The following is a 16,369-nucleotide window of genomic DNA, read 5'->3' as shown; positions in this document are numbered from 1 at the left end:
CGCGCGTCCTAACCCGCAAGGCCCGCCGCGCCCGCCATTTCTTCGCGCTCGACCCGGTAGAGCATCCGCCCGAGCCACGCCGAAATCACGCTCATCGCGGCGGCCAGCAGGACCTGTTCGACCGCCTCGACGCCCAGCCCCGTCAGCACCACCGACAAAAGCGAGCCGCCGACCATCGCGGCCGAATTGACGATGTTGTTGGCCGCGATCACCCGCGCTGCCTTGTCGCCCGCGACCCGCGTGGTGAGAAAGGCGTAGAGCGGCACGACGAACATCCCCCCCATCACCGCGATGCCGAGCAGCGCGATCAGCAGCGGCACGGCGAGCGGCTGGGCGAGGAAGGCGGTGATGCCCAGCAGCCCGGCATCGGTCGTGCCGTTCCAGTTCTTCACCAGCAGGTAGAAGGCGATCACGCAGCCGCCCATCAGGACCACGCTGACCGGCGCGAAACGGGCCGAGACCGCGCCTTTCAGCAGGGCGTTGATGCTGACCGAACCCAGCGCGATGCCGACCGAGAACATGACGAGGAACAGGCTCGCGACCTCGGGACTGGCGGCGAGCGTGTTCTTGGCGAGCGGCGGGAACTGGATGAACAGCACCGCGCCGATGGTCCAGAAAAAGCTGATCGCGATGATGGCGTACCAAACCGGGCGGTCTTCCATCGACCCCTTTATGATGTCGATCGAGGAGCGCCACAGGTTCCAGTCGATCGGCTCGACGCGTCCCTGCGCGGGCGCATCGGGAACCTGCCGGCTGACGGCATAGCCGACCAGCGCGGTCAGCACGATGCCGCCCGCCGCCCATTCGGTATGCTCGACCGCCAAGGGCCCGGCGAGGATCGTGCCGAGCAGGATGGCGACGTAAGTGCCCGCCTCGACGAGGCCCGTGCCCGCGAGAACCTCCTCCTTTTTCAGGTGCTGCGGCAGGATCGCGTATTTGATCGGCGCGAGGAAGGTCGACTGGCACCCGGCAAGCAGCAGCACGAACAGGAGGATGACGATCGATGCGCGCGTGTCGATGTCGATGACGCCCAGCGGCACGAACAGCGCAAGATCCCACCCGCTCCACGCCATGTAGAGCCCGAGTGCGCCGAGGCTCATGATGCCGATCTCGCACAGCTTCACGGTGCGGATGATCCGCGCCTTGCAGCGCATATCGGCAAGCTGGCCCGAAATTCCCGAGATGACGACGAAGGGCAGGATGAAGACCGCCGAGGCGATGCCGGAAAACAGCGTCTCGGTCGCCGGGTCGTTGTAGACCGCATAGACGACGAAGAGCAGCATCGTCGTCTTGTAGAGATTGTCGTTGAACGCGTTCAGGAACTGAGTCGCGAACATCGGGAAAAAGCGCCTGGTGCGCAAAAGGTGCGTGGCTGTCGTCATCCGTTCGGCGCTTCGTGGGTATCCCCGCGTCCCCCCATAGCGCACAGGCAAGTCTTCACAAGAGCACCCTTTCGGCTTTTGTGCGGGCGATGCGCGCGCTAAGGCGGGGGAACGATGCTCACGCTGCCCAATATCCTGACGCTTAGCCGGATTCTCGCCGTGCCGCTTCTGGGGTTCCTGCTGTGGTGGCCCGACTGGGCGCTGGGCTATCTTGCGGGCTTTTTCGTCTACTGCCTGATCGCGCTGACGGATTACCTCGACGGCTATCTCGCACGGGCGCAGGGGACGGTCTCGAAGCTCGGCACCTTCCTCGACCCGATCGCGGACAAGATCATGGTCGCCGCGGTCATCCTGATCCTGACCGCGCAGGGGTTCCTGAGGGGGCCTTACGTGGGCGATTTCCACGTCATCGCGGGGCTCATCATCCTGATCCGCGAGATCGCGGTATCGGGCCTGCGCGAATTTCTCGGCGGGCTGCAGGTGTCCGTGCCCGTCTCGCGGCTCGCCAAGTGGAAGACCGCGTTCCAGCTCGTCAGCCTCGCCGCGCTGATCCTGGGCGGGGCGGTCCACGGCCAGCCGTGCCAGGCGATGGGCGAGGGCTGCAAGAGCGTGGCGGAAAGCTGGCTCCACGTGACCGGCCTCACGACCCTGTGGGCGGCCGCCGTGCTGACGCTGGTGACGGGGTGGGACTACCTGCGGGTGGGCCTCAAGCACATGGATTGAGCGCGCCGCGCGCTTTCCTCCTCGCACAGCGGTCAGCCGCGCGGGCCCGGCATGGCGGTGCGCGCGCGCTTGCCTAGCTTTCGGGCCGCACCAAGGGGGAGCGCCGTGTCCATCGCCAAAGCCTATGCCGACATCGCCGAAGGGCAGGTCCACCTGCGCCGCAGCGCGCCGGGCGGGGAGAGCGATCCGCCGCTGGTCCTGCTCCACGCCTCGCCTTCGTCCTCGCGCTCGCTCGTCTCGCTGATGGAAGCGCTCGGCCCGGCGCGCGAATGCATCGCCTTCGACACGCCCGCCAACGGCCAGTCCTGCGCGCCGGCCATGCCCGAGCCCGAGATGGGCGATTTCGCCGCCATGCTCGCGCGGGCCGCCGATGCGCTGGGAAAGCCGCGCGTCGCGCTCTACGGCACGCATACCGGCGCGCATATCGCGATCGAATGGGCGCTCGCCCGGCCGGAAGCGGTGGCGGCGCTGGTGCTCGACGGGGTGGCGCTGCTGGACGAGGCGATGCGCGCCGAATTCCTCGAACTCTACGCCCCGCGCAAGGCCCCTGACGAGACCGGCAGCCAGTTCCCCTGGGCCTTCCAGTTCATCCGCGACCAGATGATCTTCTTCCCCCATTACCGCAAGGATGCCGCCCACATCCGCGCAGGCGGCGATCTCGACCCGCGCGTTCTGCACGACCTCGCGCTCGAAGTGCTCGCCAATCTCGACACCTACCATCTGCCTTACGAAGCCGTCTTCCGCCACGATGTACGCGCCGCGCTCGCCCGGCTCGACCTGCCGGTGCTGGTGCTCGCCGACAGCGCCAGCGCGCTCGACCCGGCGAGTGCCGAAGTCGCCCGGCTCGTCCCGCACGCGCGGCTGGCGACGGACTGCGCCTCGCCCGCCGCCAAGGCCGCCGCCATATCCGCCTTCCTGGAGACTCTTGAATGACCGAAACCCCCGTCTTCCTCGTCGCAGGGGCAAGCAGCGGCATGGGCCGCGAGACTGCGCTCAAGCTGGGGCGGGGCGAGGGCCATGTCATCGTCGCCGCGCGCCGGGCCGAACCGCTCGAAGCGCTCGTGGAGGACATCCGCGCCGGCGGCGGCTCGGCCGAAGCGGCGGTGTTCGACGGGACCGATCCCGCCAGCGTCGCCGCGCTCGTCGAGCAGATCGCGGCGGATCACGGGCGGCTCGACGGGGCGTTCAACAATCTCGGCGACACGCTGGGCGATGCCCCCTTGCACGAAACCCCGGCCGAGCGGTGGGATGCGACCCTTGCGGTCAATCTCACTGCGGTGTTTCACCTCATGGCGCGCGAAATCCCGCTGATGCTGGAGCGCGGGGGCGGGCGGATCGTCAACACCGCCTCGACCGGCGGGCTGCGCGGGACGAAGGCGATGGCCGACTACGCCGCGGCCAAATGGGGGCTCATCGGCCTCACCAAGTCCGCCGCGCTCGACTATGCCGATGCGGGGATCGTCATCAACGCCATCGCGCCGGGGATCATCGCGACCGAGAAATTCCGCGCTTTCGAAGCCAATATGCCCGACCTGTTCGAGAGCCTGCGGCAGGCCACCCCGGTCCAGCGCTTTGGCGAGATGAGCGAGATCGCGGACCTGGTCGACTGGTTGCTGCGCGAGGCGCCCGCTTTCCTGACCGGAGCGGTCATCCCGGTCGACGGGGGCCGCACGGCCTGACCCCTAGCGCACCGGCGGATCGACTCGCGGAACCTGCCGCACCGGTGCGACCGGATCGCCCGGATCGCGCGGTGGGCGCGCGTCCTCGGGCACGTCGTCGATCTGCATATCGCGCGTGTCCACCTCCTCCAGATTGCGCGCGCGCACGGTAAGCTTTTCACCGTCCCAGCGGATCTCGTTGAAACTGGGCGGGGTCGAACGGGTGCGTTTCGACAGCGTGCCCGCCCCGATCATGCGGACCGGGCCGCAGGTCGTCTCCTCCATGATGTCGAAGGGGTCGTGGACGTGCCCGCTGATGACCGCCTCGACCGGGCGCTTCGCCAGCTCCGCCAATGCCTTGCCGCCGTTCTTGGTGAGCGCGGTGCCTTCGGTCCCGACCTCGCGCAGGGGGTGATGGACCGCGACCAGCGCGCGGCAGCCTTCGGGCAGGGCGTCGAGCGCGGCGAGGCACTTGTCGAGCGCGCGGTCCGTCACCCAGCCCTTCGACCAGTTGAAGCGCGGCTGGGCGCGCACCGCGGTCTTCAAGGGCACGATGACGAGGCCGTTCATGTCGATTTCCTTCTCGATCAGCGCCGCCATGCCCTTGAACCGCTTGTAGGGTTTGAGGAACCGTTCGAGAGGGTTGAAATAGGGCATATCGTGATTGCCGACCTCGACCGTCACCGGCACGTCCAGCGCCGTGATCCAGTGGATCGCGGCGTTGAATTCGCGGTGGCGCGCGCGCATCGTCAGGTCGCCGGTGATCGCGACCGCGTCGGGGCGGCGCTGGGCGATTTCGCGCTTCACCCAGTCGAGCGCGAGATTGTCCTCCAGGCCGAAATGGATGTCGGACAGGTGGAAGAGCAGGCGGGTGCGCCCGTCGGTCCTTGAGGTATCGCTCATGCCGGCAGTCCCATGAAGGAGAGGCCGAAAGGCTCGCGCCTTATCGTGATCGCCGCGCCCGCGCGCGCGAGCTCGCCGTCGATCATCAGGTCTATTGCGCCGCCCTCGACTGCCTCCACCTGCGCTTCGTCCATCGTGCCGAGTTCGTCATACGGCCCCTCGCGGAAATCGCGCGTCGCCATGGCCCAGCCCTGCCGCACCCAGTCGCCGAGGTTCTCCATCCGGTATCCGCGCGCGACCATCGCCCCGTCGGGAAGCGAGAAATGCAGGCCCGGATAGCCTTCCGCGCGCCCGCCCGCAGGCCGGGCCAGCCGCACCAGCGCGCCCGAAGCCGCCTCGCGCGTGATGTCGAGCGACTTCGCCGCCGCCTCGCCCATTTCGCGCGCGCGCAGTTCCTCGCGCACGTCGGCCCAGCGCGCCCCGGGTCCGCACAGGATTTCGGCAAGCGCGGTGTGGCCTTCGCAGCGCAGGCAGTGGCGGCGCGTTTCGACCAGCGTGCCTTTTGCGAACATGGCGGCGATCTCGGTCGCGGAAAGCTGGCCGAACATGGCGGTGGAAAGAAGGTTCTGCGTGCCGCCGGGCAGGGGCAGCACCGCGCCGTCCCAGCCTTCGGCCTCGAGCCGGACGAGGTGGCGCGAAATCGTCCCGTCGCCCGCGAATATGGCGAGGCGCGTCGCGCCCGCGCTTTCCAGCGCCGCGCGCCCCGGCAATTCGTCCGCGCGGCAGTCGAAAGTCCGCACCCGCGCCCCGTCGCCGTCCCCGCCGGCTAGAGCGGCGCGCACCGCCTCGACCGCCTGCTCGGTGAAGCTGCCGCTCGCGCTGTTGACGATCAGGAAAGGGGGCGCGCTCGTGTCCATGCCCTAACGACGCGCCGCGCGCGCCAGCGTTCCGGGCATCCTCGCGCTCGCTAGCGGCGGCTTGCAATTCGCGGCAATCCCCTGTTCAAGTCGCGCGCCCTAAAAGGTGTCGCAGATGCCGCGACCGGCCACCCGGCGCGCGCAAGTCACGAAAAAAGAGAGAGATACGTTTTATGAAGGCCCGCACATTGGCCCCGATGCTTACCCGTCTTACCCTGTCCGTTTCGGCCGCCGCGCTGGTCGCGGGAAGCGCCCTTGCCACGTCCGGAGAGAGAATGACCGAAACCGCAGCCAGCCCCGCTGTCGAAACCGCCGCCGAAATCCCCGAAGGCACGGGCTATTTCGCTTCGGATTCGACGCTCCCCTTCCTCGCGCCGGATTTCACGAAGATTTCCGAGGACGACTACATCCCCGCTTTCGAGCAGGGCATGGCGATCCAGAAAGCCGAAGTGCGCGCGATCATCGACAATCCCGCGCCCCCGACGTTCGAGAACACCATCGTCGCGCTCGAAAAGTCGGGTCGGATGCTGGGCCGGGTGAGCCGCGTCTTTTTCGCGCTTACGGGTGCGAACACGACCGACCGGCTCGATGAAATCAACACCGAGATCAGCCCCAAGCTGTCGGCCCATTCGGATTCGATCCTGCTCGACCCCGACCTCTTCGCCCGCGTGAAGGCGGTCTACGACAACCGCGCCGCCATGAGCATGACGGTCGAGGACGCGCGCCTTCTCGAAGAGACCTACAACGACATGGTCCACGCCGGCGCGCTGCTGACCGATGCCGAGCGCGAGCGGGTGAAGGCGATCAACACCGAGCTTTCGACGCTGACGACCGAATTCAGCCAGAAGGTCCGCGCGGCGACCAACGACCAGCCGCTGATCGTCGACAGCGCCGAGGAACTGGCCGGGCTGTCCGAGGCCGACATCCGCGCCGCCGCCGACCTCGCCGCGGAAAAGGGTATGCCGGGCAAGTATGCCATCGCGCTGCAGAACACGACGCAGCAGCCGCTTCTGCCGAGCCTCGAGAACCGGGCGACGCGCGAGGCGCTGTTCATGCAGAGCTACCACCGCGCCGACGGGACCGAGCAGGCCCACGACACGCGCACACTGCTTGCGAAGATCGCGCGCCTTCGCGCTGAAAAGGCAGCGCTTTTTGGGCAAGAGGACTGGGCGAGCTACACCATGTACGACCGCATGGCGAAAACCCCCGCGACCGCGCTCGGCTTCATGGAGCAGATGGTCCCCGCACTCGCCGCGACCCAGCGCCGCGAGGCGGAAATGCTGAACGAGGCGATTGCGGCCGAAGGCGGCAATTTCGAGGTCAAGCCCTGGGATTGGTATCGCTACGCCAACAAGGTCAAGGCCGACCGCTACGACCTCGATGAGGACGCGGTGATGGAATATTTCCAGATCGACCGCGTGCTCGAAGACGGCGTGTTCTACATGGCGAACCGGCTCTACGGCCTGTCGTTCGAAAAGCGCAGCGACATCCCCGTCTACCACCCCGACGTGTCGGTCTACACCGTGTTCGAGGAGGACGGGTCCGAGCTCGGCCTGTTCTATTTCGACCCCTACCAGCGCGAATCCAAGCGCGGCGGGGCGTGGATGAGCAATTTCGTCGACCAGTCGCACCTGTGGGGGACGAAGCCGGTCATATACAACGTGCTCAACATCCCCAAGGCGCCCGAAGGCGAGGTGCAGCTCGTCAGCTTCGACGATGTGAACACCATGTTCCACGAATTCGGCCATGCGCTGCACGGCCTGTTCGCGGACCAGCGCTATGAGAGCATCTCGGGCACGGCGACCGCGCGCGATTTCGTCGAATATCCGAGCCAGGTCCACGAGATGTGGGCGACCTGGCCGGAAGTGCTGCAGAACTACGCCAAGCACTACAAGACCGGCGAGACGATCCCGATGGCGATGGTCGAGAAGATCGAGGAAGCCTCGAAATTCAACCAGGGCTATGATTTCGGCGAGGTCGTCGAAGCCGCCCTGCTCGACATGAAATGGGCGGCCCTGTCGCCGCAGGAAGCCGCCGCGATCGACACGCCTCAGAAGGTATCCGCCTTCGAACGCAGGTCGCTGGAGGAACTGGGGCTCGAAATCGACCTCGTGCCGCCGCGCTACCGCTCGACCTATTTCAACCACATCTTCAGCAGCCCCGCAGGCTATTCGGCGGGCTATTACAGCTATTTGTGGACCGAAATGCTCGACCGCGACAGCCGCAAGTGGTTCCGCGAGAACGGCGGGCTGACCCGCGAAAACGGCCAGCATTACCGCGACACCGTGCTGAGCCGCGGGGGCACGATGGACTATTTCGTGATGTACGAGAACTTCGCGGGCCGAGAGCCGGACGTCCAGCCGATGCTCGAAGCGCGCGGGCTCGTCGGCGGCGACGAGGCGGCGGACAGCGAAGCCAGCGACGGCAAGCTCCCGCCGCGCAGCGTCGAGGGCTCGTAAACCGGCGGGGCGAGGGTGGCGCGCGGATCTATTCCGCGCGCCGCTCTCGCCGGCTGTCGACAACCATGCCCACCGAGAAGGCGACGGCCATGAGGGCATAGGGGAAGACACTGCCGCCGGCCGTGGAATTCAGGATCGCCGCGGCCGTGCTGCCGATGACAATGGCGATGCTCGCGACCTTCATCAGTTTGCTGCGTGGGTCCATGGCTTCGGCCTCCTCGCGGGCATCCTGTGCCATGAGCCAAGGCTCTTCGCCAGCCGGGGACCGGCGCGGCAGGGAAAACCTGCGGCCTATGCCCGCCCGCGCTCTCGCGCGGCGGAGAGCGTGACCTTTTCCTGCGCCGCGCCGGGCGCGGGGAAGGCGATGAGCTTGGGCTCGCTGCCCGCTTCCCCTCTGTCCGGCCCGCCGTCCGCCTCGCGGCCCGCGCCGCGCGCATGGGCGAGGCTTTCCTGCAGGGCGCGCAGCTTTTCGTGCAATTCGTCGTTCTCGCGCTCGGCTCTGGCGAGGCGTTCGGCCTTGCGGTTCGCCGCGCGGGCATCCTTGCGCGCCTCGGCAAGCGCGGTTTCGAGCCGCGCGTTCTCGTCCTGCGCTCCGGAGAAGCGGCGGTTCGCCTCGCCCAGCCGGTCGCCGTAGTCGCGGATCGCGCTGCGCATCGAGCCGAGTTCGAGCTTCATCTGCTCCGCCTCGCGCGCCATCGCGACCGATTGTTCCTTGAGGTTGCGGTTCTCCTCCGCGAGCGCGCGGGCATCGTCGCGCGTTTCGTCGAGCAGGCGGCGCGTGACCTCGTGGCCGCCGCGTTCCTGCGACAATTCGCCGGTCAGCGCATAGGCTTTCGTCTCGAGCGCGATGGCGAGATCGGCGCGCGCCAGCTCGAGCGTGCGGGTCTCCTCGCGCAGGGTGTCGTTCGCCTCTGCGAGCTCGTCCTCGCGGCGCTGCGCGGCGGCGAGACTGTCCGACAATTCGCCGATCCGGCGCGCCTTTTCGGCGCTGTCCCGCTGTTCCTGCGCGAGCGCCTGCGCGCCCTGCTGCGCCGCGATCCGCGCTTCGGCGAGCGCATTACGCGCTTCCTCGAGCGCCTTTTCGCGTTCGCCGAGCGCGGTGCGCAGCCCGGCGATCTCGATCTCGCTTTTCTCGCGCACGGCCTCGGCGGCCTCGCCCGCGCGGGTCAGGCGTTCGATCGTTTCGCCGAGCGCGCGGATGCGTTCGCGCCCTTCTTCCGCTTCGCGCAGGAACCCGCCGCGCTCGCGCATCGCCGCGTCGAGCCGGCTTTCGCTGCGCGCCAGTTCCTCGCGCGCACGGGCGAGGTCGCGGGCGAGTTCCTCGCCCTTCGCTTCGGCCGTGGCGAGGGCGCGTTCGCGCTCTTCCAGCTTCCGGGCGAGATCGTCGCGTTCTTCGGTGAGCGCGGGCACGCGTGCGGCGTCGGTTTCGAGTTCGGCAATCGTGCGCGCCAGCCCCCCGGCATCGGCGCGCGCGCGGGCGAGCGCACCCATCACCTCGTCGAGATCGCCGCCGAGCGCCTCGGCCCGCCCGGCCCGCGGGGCGGGCGCGGCAGGGGAGGAGGGGGCGCTCGCTTCGCTCGCGCAGGGGGAGGGTGTGCCGGGAGAGGGGCCGGGGCCGGAGGAGGAACGGCCGAGGAAGAAGGAAAGCCAGAGATTGCGCATGATCGCTCCGTTTTGCCCGTGGCCTGTGGCCGGCGCGGTCGGGGCCGCAAGGAGGCGCCCGGTCGGTGTGCAATGGATAATGCGCGATTCATCATTTCCGCGGCGTTGGGGCAGGGGCAGGGGATTCTACCTGCCTGCCGGCGCGTCGGGGGCGCTTCGGCCTCCTAGCGCGCCCGGCCATTGAAAATTAACGCTGTCCTATTCGTAAATTGTTTATCTCCGCCCGGCATCACGCGGCCAGCAAAACGAGGTCGCTCAATGGTAAAGAAAACCGGGAAACTCCTCCTTGCCGACACCGCGGGGGCGTCGGCGATGGAATACGGATTGTTCATTGCGCTGTTCGCGGCGGGCTCGGTCGGGGCGCTCGCCGTGCTCGGCGACGGGACGGCGGATACGTTTTCCGAGGTGGATTCGCACCTTGCCAACGGCAAACGCAGCGGCTCGGGCTCGGGCTCGGGCTCGGGCTCGGGCTCGGGCGGTGGCGGCGGTTCGGCTCCGGGCGGCGGCTCCGGCGGCGGGTCCGGCGGCGGCTCGGGTGACGGCGCGGGCGATGGTTCGGGCGGCGACGGTTCCGGCGATGGCGGCTCGGATTCGGGCGACGGCGATTCCGATGACGACCGTGACGACGATGACCGCGATCGCGACGACGACGACCGCGATGACGACCGCGACGACGACCGCGATGACGACCGCGATGACGATGACGACGACCGCGACGACGATGACGACGACCGCGACGACGATGACGACGATAGGGGCGCGGGCGGCGGATCGGGAGGCGGTTCCGGCGGTGGCTCGGGTGGCGGCTCCGGGGGAGGCGACGACGATGACGACGACGACGATGACGATGACGACGACGATGACGACGACGACGACGATGATGACGATGACGACGACGATGACGACGACGATGATGACGACGACGATGACGAAAAGGGCAAGGGCAAGGGCCGCAAGAAAAAGTAATCCGCGCCGTCATTGCGTCGCGTCCTTGCGCGGTCACTGCCCCCGGCCCGGTCCGGCGCATCGCGCGCCGTCGCGGCCTCGGCCAGCGATCCGCTACGCGCCCCCCGTGCCGCCGGGAGGCTCCCTCGTCACCCGCCGATCTCGCGGCATTTCAGCCGGATCGCGTGCCATGCGAGGCGGCTCGGGCGGCCGCCTTCGCGGCGGACCTCCATGGCGATGCATTGCTCTTCATGGGTCGTGACCGGCTTCCGGTCGTCCCTCAGAATGCGCTCGAGTTCGATCACGTCGCGCAAGTCCTGCCGCGTCAGCTCGCCGAGCGAGAGGCGTCCCTGCTCGATCGCAAGCAGGTTCGCGCGTGCCCTCTCGAAGCGCGATGTCCGCGCCTTTCGCGCGGGCGAGGCGGCGGGCGGCGGCGCGTCGCTTTCGGTCGGAGCGGGCGTCACGATCACGCGCGTCGGCGGCGGGTCGGCCGCAAGCGGGCCTGCCATGGCGAGCGCGGCGAGCGGGGCCAGGCCAAGCCGAGCGGGGCGTTGAATGCAGGACATGGCGGTCATCCCTCCTTCGCCTGGCTGCGCGGGCTTTCGCTCCCCTGCGCGTCAGGATTGCCTAGGCGCGATGAATGCCGCCTGCACCCGATGCCTTCCCGCCCGGAGAGCGCGCGGCGGGCCTATCCGCGCGATGCCTTCGCCGCGGCTCCGGCAGCGAGAAGGCCGAAGATGAGGCCGAGCGCGAGGTTGTCGAACACCAGCCAGACGAAAAGCCACACGAGCACAAACGCAGCCGGGGGGGAGAGGTGTTTCATCCCTGCGCCTCAGCCCGCCCGCAATTCTTCGGCCAGCAGGCGGAAATCGGCCTCGCGCGGCGAATTGCGCCGCCACACCAGCGCGATTTCGCGCTTGGCGCTGTCGCCCTCGACGGGGCGCGCGACGACGTCGGTTCCGCGCAGGATGCCCGCCTCGATTGCCATTTCGGGAAGCAGGGTGAGGCCAAGGTCGTTGTCGACCATCTGCACCAGCGTGTGCAGGCTGGTGCCGATCATGCTCGCGCTCGCGCGCAATTCGCTGCGGTTGCACGCGGCGAGCGCGTGTTCGCGCAGGCAGTGCCCGTCCTCGAGCAGCAGCAGGCGTCCGGAGGAGATCATCGGGTCGATCATCTCCGGCGGGATTTCCTGCGGGGGATCGCGCGGGTCGTCCTTGGGAAAGGCGACATAGAGCCGGTCGTCGGCGATGTGCTCGACCTCGACCTCGCCGGTGTCGAAGGGGAGCGCAAGCAGCACGCAATCGACCCGCCCGTGCTGGAGGCTGAGCAGCGCGTCCTGGCTGGTCTCCTCGCGCAGCATCAGTTCGAGTTCGGGCCGTTCGCGCTTGAGCCGTGGGAGCAGGCGCGGGAGGATGAAGGGGGCGATCGTCGGGATGACGCTCATGCGAAGCTGGCCCGACAGGGGCTTGCCCGCGGCCTGGACGAGATCTGAGAGTTCCTCCGCCTCGCGCAGCAGGCGCTGGGCCTTGGCCACCACCTGCTCGCCCAGCGCGGTGAAGCGCACCACCCGGCGCGAGCGTTCGACCAGCGTCACGCCGAGCAGCGATTCGAGCTCGCGCACCCCCGCCGACAGGGTCGATTGCGAGACGAAGCAGCTTTCCGCCGCGCGCCCGAAATGGCCCTGTTCGTGCAGCGCGACGAGATATTGCAGCTGCTTGATCGTGGGCAGATAGGTGCTCATCGATGCAGCGCGCTCATTCGGCGGCCAGCGCGTCTTCCATGGCGCCGCGCATCTCGTCGATATGGGTCATCTTGAGCTTGCCCTTTTCGACCGCGAAGGCGAGCTTGCCTTCGACGAGGTCGAGCGCGTCCTTGCCGAACACCTCGTAGCGCCAGCCCTTCAGCACATTGAGATCGCGCACGCCCGCCGCCAGCGCTTCCATCTCGTCGGCACGGGTCAGCAGGCGCGCGGCGACGTCGATTTCGCGCGCGCGGATTTTCAGGAGCAGCTTCAGAAGGTCCGCCACCAGCGCGCCCTCGCGCCCCAGCGGCGCGCCGCGCTTCATCTTTTCGGGCATTTCCTCTTTCGGCAGCGGCTCTGCCTCGGCGATCACCTTCATCATGCGCTTGCCGATGTCGTTGTCCTTCCACGCCGCCGACAGCCCTCGCACCTTGGCGAGATCGGCCTGTTTCTTGGGCGGATGCGAGGCGATGTCGGCGAGCGTTTCGTCGCGCATGATCCGCCCGCGCGGGATGTTCTTGTGCTGCGCCTCGCCCTCGCGCCACGCGGCGAGCGCCTTCAGGCGACCCAGCACCTGCGGATTGCGCCCCGGAGAGCGGATGCGCTTCCACGCGGCGTCGGGGTCGATCAGGTAGTTGGAAGGATCGGAGAGTTTCTCCATCTCCGCATCGAGCCACACGCCGCGCTCGGTCTTGATCAGCTTCTTGAGGATCTTGGGGAAGATCTTGGAGAGGTGCGTCACGTCCCCGATGGCGTATTCGATCTGGCGGTCGGTCAGCGGGCGGCGGGACCAGTCGGTGAAGCGCGCGCCCTTGTCGATCTGGATATTGAGCCAGGTCTCGACGAGATTGGCATAGCCGATCTGTTCGGACTGGCTGATCGCCATCATCGCGACCTGCGTGTCGAAAATGGGATGCGGGGTCTTTCCGGTGAGGTTGACGATGATCTCGACATCCTGCCCGCCGGCGTGGAAGACCTTGAGCACGTCCTCGTTGTCGCACATCAGGTCGAGCAGGGGGGAAAGGTCGATGCCGGGCGCGAGCGGGTCGATCGCGGCGGCTTCTTCGGTGTTGGCGATCTGCACCAGGCACAATTCCGGCCAATAGGTGTTCTCGCGCATGAATTCGGTATCGACCGCGACGAAATCGGATTTCGCAAGCCGCTCGCACAATTCGGTGAGGGCTTCGGTCGTGGTGATGAGGTCGTGTATCTTCATGTCGCTCGATTATGTTGGTTGGGCGGAGTACCGCCCTCGGGGCCTTGCCGGTCCCTTGTGGAGAGGCTGCGTGCGACTTGACAAAGAGCCGGGCTTCGCCTGTTAGCGCGCGCATATCCGCTTGGGGCCTTTCGACCCTGCGCGCCATATGCTGGCCGCGCCCTTAGCGCCTTACTCTCGAACAGGACAAGAGTTTAGATGCACGCCTATCGTTCCCACACTTGCGCACAGCTTTCTGCCGAAAACGTCGGCGAGACGGTCCGCCTGTCGGGCTGGGTCCACCGCAAGCGCGACCATGGCGGCGTGCTGTTCGTGGACCTGCGCGACCATTACGGCATCACCCAGATCGTCGCCGACGAGGACAGCCCCGCGCTCCCCGTGCTCGAACGCCTGCGCGCCGAATCGGTCGTGACCATTGACGGCGAGGTGAAGGCGCGGACGCCCGCGACGGTGAACGCGAACCTGCCGACCGGCGAGATCGAGGTCTTCGCCCGCTCCATCACGGTGCAGAGCGCGGCCGAGGAACTGCCGCTGCCCGTCTTCGAGGAGCCGGATTACCCCGAGGAAATCCGCCTGCGCTACCGCTTCCTCGACCTGCGGCGCGAGACGATGCACCGCAACATCATGCTGCGTTCGCAAGTGATCGCCAGCATCCGGCGGCGCATGGTCGAACAGGGCTTCACCGAGTTCCAGACGCCGATCCTGACCGCGTCGAGCCCCGAAGGCGCGCGCGACTTCCTCGTGCCGAGCCGGATGCATCCGGGCAAGTTCTACGCGCTCCCGCAGGCGCCGCAGATGTTCAAGCAGATGATGATGGTGGCGGGCTTCGACCGCTATTTCCAGATCGCGCCCTGCTTCCGCGACGAGGACCTGCGCGCCGACCGCAGCCTCGAGTTTTACCAGCTCGATTTCGAGATGAGCTTCGTCACGCAGGAGGACGTGTTCCAGGCATTGGAGCCGGTGCTCGCGGGCACGTTCGAGGAATTCGCGGACGGCAAGGCGGTGACCCCGGCGGGCAGCTTCCCGCGCATCCCCTATGCCGAGGCGATGCTGAAATACGGGACCGACAAGCCGGACCTCAGGAACCCGCTCGTAATTTCCGATGTGACCAGCCATTTCGAGCAGTCGGGCTTCGGCCTGTTCGAGAAGATCGTCGGCTCCGGCGGCGTTGTGCGCGTCGTGCCTGCCCCGAACACGGCGGACAAGAGCCGCAAGTTCTTCGACGACATGAACAACTGGGCGCGCTCCGAAGGCTATGCGGGCCTTGGCTACGTCACCCGCAAGGGCGGCGAATTCGGCGGACCGATCGCCAAGAACCATGGGCCCGACCGGATGGAGGCGCTCTACGACGAGCTCGGCCTCGGCCCGGACGACGGGCTGTTCTTCGCCGCGGGCAAGGAGGCCGAGGCCGCCAAGCTTGCAGGCGCCGCGCGCACGCAGGTGGGTGAACAGCTCGGCCTGATCGAGCAAGACTGCTTCAAGTTCTGCTGGATCGTCGATTTTCCGATGTACGAATGGGACGAGGACGCGAAGAAAATCGACTTTTCGCACAACCCCTTCTCGATGCCGCAGGGCGAGATGGAGGCGCTGGAAACGCAAGACCCGCTTTCGATCCTCGCGTGGCAATACGACATCGTGTGCAACGGCTACGAGCTGTCCTCGGGCGCGATCCGGAACCACAAGCCGGAGATCATGTACAAGGCGTTCGAGATCGCGGGCTACAGCCGCGCGGATGTGGACGCGAATTTCGGCGGCATGATCGAGGCGTTCAAGCTGGGCGCGCCGCCGCACGGCGGCTCCGCGCCGGGGATCGACCGGATCGTGATGTTGCTCGCGGGCGAGGAAGCGATCCGCGAAGTCATCGCCTTCCCGATGAACCAGAAGGGCGAGGACCTGATGATGGGCGCGCCTTCGCTGGCCGAGCCGAAGCAGCTGCGCGAACTCTCGATCCGCGTGGTCGAGCCGCCGAAAAAGCCCGGCGCGGGCGACTGAGGCCGAGGAAAAAAGGGGCACCCGGCTTGCTGCCGGATGCCCCGCATGAAGGCGTTTCGCTTTATCGTTCTTCTTGTCCCGGGACGGCTGGCCGTGCCTCATCAAGGGCCTTGGCCCCGCTGCTTGGTTGCCTTTGTCCTCAGCCGAATTGCCGTTCGAGCACGTGGCTGAAGCTTTCGCCTTCGCGCACCTCGCGCGCGGCGGCTTCGATCGTGTGGCGGGTCGATGTTTCGAGCGTGTCGTCGGCCAGCGCCTTTTCGTAGCGTTCGCATAGATCGGTTTCGGCTTTCTCGATCCGGTGAGCGGCCGCCTCGTCGCCGTCCTGAAAGGCATCGCCGATCGCCTGGACGAGATAGCCCGCCTGGGCCGAGGCGCTCGCATCGTCGACCCGCTCGCCGCCCTGTTTTTCGAGCGCGTCGTTGAGCAGGTTCACGGTGCGCGTGCGTTCGGAAATCCGCCGCTCGAGCGTGCGTTCGAGCGCGCCCGTATGGGCCGTCTCATGCGCGCGGCGATAGGCTTCGAGCGTGTCGTAAGTGGCCTGCGTGAGGCCCTGCAGCGTTTCCCGGTTCGCCATCGGCGTCCTCTCGTCCTTTTCGCTGGGGCAGGGTTTTGCCCGCGTTTTCGGGGATTTAACGGCGAGCGTGCGATAGCTTTCCGGCCACGCGCCGGCTTTCGGGCCAGTCCGGACGCGACGCGCGGCGAAACGTTGCCATCCTGCAGCGGGAAGGGGAGGGCCGGGGCGCGAGGGCGAGGCCGCTATCACCACTTGCGCTTGCCAGCGGCGTTGACTAGGGCCGAGGGCGAATTTTTTGCAAAACCCCAGACAAGAGG

General features: G+C 67.5%; 16 protein-coding genes. 6 read left to right on the top strand and 10 right to left on the bottom strand.

Annotated elements, in window-relative coordinates; translation table 11 throughout:
- Nucleotides 1-8: 8 nt before the first annotated feature.
- Nucleotides 9-1,382, bottom strand: a complete 1,374-nt coding sequence (locus tag G9473_RS07225; protein WP_291137788.1) for an MFS transporter — start codon at nt 1,380-1,382, stop codon at nt 9-11.
- A 114-nt stretch (nt 1,383-1,496) separates the two neighbouring features.
- Here G9473_RS07225 and pgsA point away from each other — a divergent pair, with 114 nt between their 5' ends.
- The 3 genes from pgsA to G9473_RS07210 all read left to right on the top strand — a co-directional run bounded on the left by pgsA (nt 1,497) and on the right by G9473_RS07210 (nt 3,784).
- On the top strand, nt 1,497-2,105 hold the full coding sequence (gene pgsA, locus G9473_RS07220) for a CDP-diacylglycerol--glycerol-3-phosphate 3-phosphatidyltransferase (RefSeq protein ID WP_291137785.1): 609 nt from the start codon (nt 1,497-1,499) through the stop codon (nt 2,103-2,105).
- Nucleotides 2,106-2,210: 105 nt separating this feature from the next.
- Complete coding sequence (locus tag G9473_RS07215; RefSeq protein ID WP_291137782.1) at nt 2,211-3,038, top strand: alpha/beta hydrolase; 828 nt, start codon at nt 2,211-2,213, stop codon at nt 3,036-3,038.
- A complete protein-coding gene (locus G9473_RS07210) occupies nt 3,035-3,784 on the top strand; it encodes an SDR family NAD(P)-dependent oxidoreductase (RefSeq protein ID WP_291137779.1) in 750 nt (249 codons plus the stop codon). Before G9473_RS07215 ends, G9473_RS07210 begins: the two co-directional genes overlap by 4 nt.
- A 3-nt stretch (nt 3,785-3,787) precedes the next feature.
- On the opposite strand, the gene G9473_RS07205 is transcribed toward G9473_RS07210, so the two are convergent.
- Together G9473_RS07205 and G9473_RS07200 are read right to left on the bottom strand one after the other, a co-directional pair.
- Nucleotides 3,788-4,666 carry a metallophosphoesterase gene (locus tag G9473_RS07205; protein ID WP_291137776.1) on the bottom strand — a complete coding sequence of 293 codons (879 nt, stop codon included), beginning with the start codon at nt 4,664-4,666 and terminating at the stop codon, nt 3,788-3,790.
- Nucleotides 4,663-5,523, bottom strand: coding sequence for a hypothetical protein (locus G9473_RS07200; RefSeq protein ID WP_291137774.1), 861 nt, complete (start codon nt 5,521-5,523; stop codon nt 4,663-4,665). Before G9473_RS07200 ends, G9473_RS07205 begins: the two co-directional genes overlap by 4 nt.
- A gap of 275 nt (nt 5,524-5,798) precedes the next feature.
- Here G9473_RS07200 and G9473_RS07195 point away from each other — a divergent pair, with 275 nt between their 5' ends.
- A complete protein-coding gene (locus G9473_RS07195; RefSeq protein ID WP_291137771.1) occupies nt 5,799-7,982 on the top strand; it encodes a M3 family metallopeptidase in 2,184 nt (727 codons plus the stop codon).
- A gap of 28 nt (nt 7,983-8,010) precedes the next feature.
- On the opposite strand, the gene G9473_RS07190 is transcribed toward G9473_RS07195, so the two are convergent.
- Complete coding sequence (locus G9473_RS07190; RefSeq protein ID WP_291137768.1) at nt 8,011-8,220, bottom strand: hypothetical protein; 210 nt, start codon at nt 8,218-8,220, stop codon at nt 8,011-8,013.
- Between the two features lie 53 nt (nt 8,221-8,273).
- Nucleotides 8,274-9,644 carry a hypothetical protein gene (locus G9473_RS07185; protein ID WP_291137765.1) on the bottom strand — a complete coding sequence of 457 codons (1,371 nt, stop codon included), beginning with the start codon at nt 9,642-9,644 and terminating at the stop codon, nt 8,274-8,276.
- Nucleotides 9,645-9,902: 258 nt separating this feature from the next.
- Between G9473_RS07185 and G9473_RS07180 the strand changes: the two genes are divergently transcribed.
- Complete coding sequence (locus G9473_RS07180) at nt 9,903-10,610, top strand: hypothetical protein (RefSeq protein WP_291137763.1); 708 nt, start codon at nt 9,903-9,905, stop codon at nt 10,608-10,610.
- Nucleotides 10,611-10,738: 128 nt separating this feature from the next.
- Here G9473_RS07180 and G9473_RS07175 read toward each other — a convergent pair whose 3' ends face one another.
- From G9473_RS07175 to rnd, 4 genes are all read right to left on the bottom strand, one after another.
- The gene (locus G9473_RS07175; RefSeq protein ID WP_291137760.1) at nt 10,739-11,155 is read right to left on the bottom strand and encodes a hypothetical protein; all 417 of its coding nucleotides are present in this window, start codon (nt 11,153-11,155) and stop codon (nt 10,739-10,741) included.
- 122 nt (nt 11,156-11,277) lie between these two features.
- Nucleotides 11,278-11,412, bottom strand: a complete 135-nt coding sequence (locus tag G9473_RS07170) for a hypothetical protein (RefSeq protein ID WP_291137757.1) — start codon at nt 11,410-11,412, stop codon at nt 11,278-11,280.
- 9 nt (nt 11,413-11,421) lie between these two features.
- The gene (locus G9473_RS07165; protein ID WP_291137754.1) at nt 11,422-12,330 is read right to left on the bottom strand and encodes a hydrogen peroxide-inducible genes activator; all 909 of its coding nucleotides are present in this window, start codon (nt 12,328-12,330) and stop codon (nt 11,422-11,424) included.
- Between the two features lie 13 nt (nt 12,331-12,343).
- Nucleotides 12,344-13,546 carry a ribonuclease D gene (rnd, locus tag G9473_RS07160; RefSeq protein ID WP_291137751.1) on the bottom strand — a complete coding sequence of 401 codons (1,203 nt, stop codon included), beginning with the start codon at nt 13,544-13,546 and terminating at the stop codon, nt 12,344-12,346.
- A 198-nt stretch (nt 13,547-13,744) separates the two neighbouring features.
- Between rnd and aspS the strand changes: the two genes are divergently transcribed.
- Nucleotides 13,745-15,538: an aspartate--tRNA ligase gene (gene aspS / locus G9473_RS07155; protein WP_291137747.1), complete on the top strand. Its 1,794-nt coding sequence runs from the start codon at nt 13,745-13,747 to the stop codon at nt 15,536-15,538.
- Between the two features lie 139 nt (nt 15,539-15,677).
- Here the strand turns inward: aspS and G9473_RS07150 are convergent, their stop codons facing one another.
- Complete coding sequence (locus tag G9473_RS07150) at nt 15,678-16,112, bottom strand: DUF2383 domain-containing protein (protein ID WP_291137744.1); 435 nt, start codon at nt 16,110-16,112, stop codon at nt 15,678-15,680.
- Between the last annotated feature and the right edge of the window lie 257 nt (nt 16,113-16,369).

Source organism: Erythrobacter sp. (genome assembly GCF_011765465.1).
GTDB lineage: Bacteria > Pseudomonadota > Alphaproteobacteria > Sphingomonadales > Sphingomonadaceae > Erythrobacter.
This window is presented reverse-complemented; position numbering and strand designations above follow the sequence as displayed.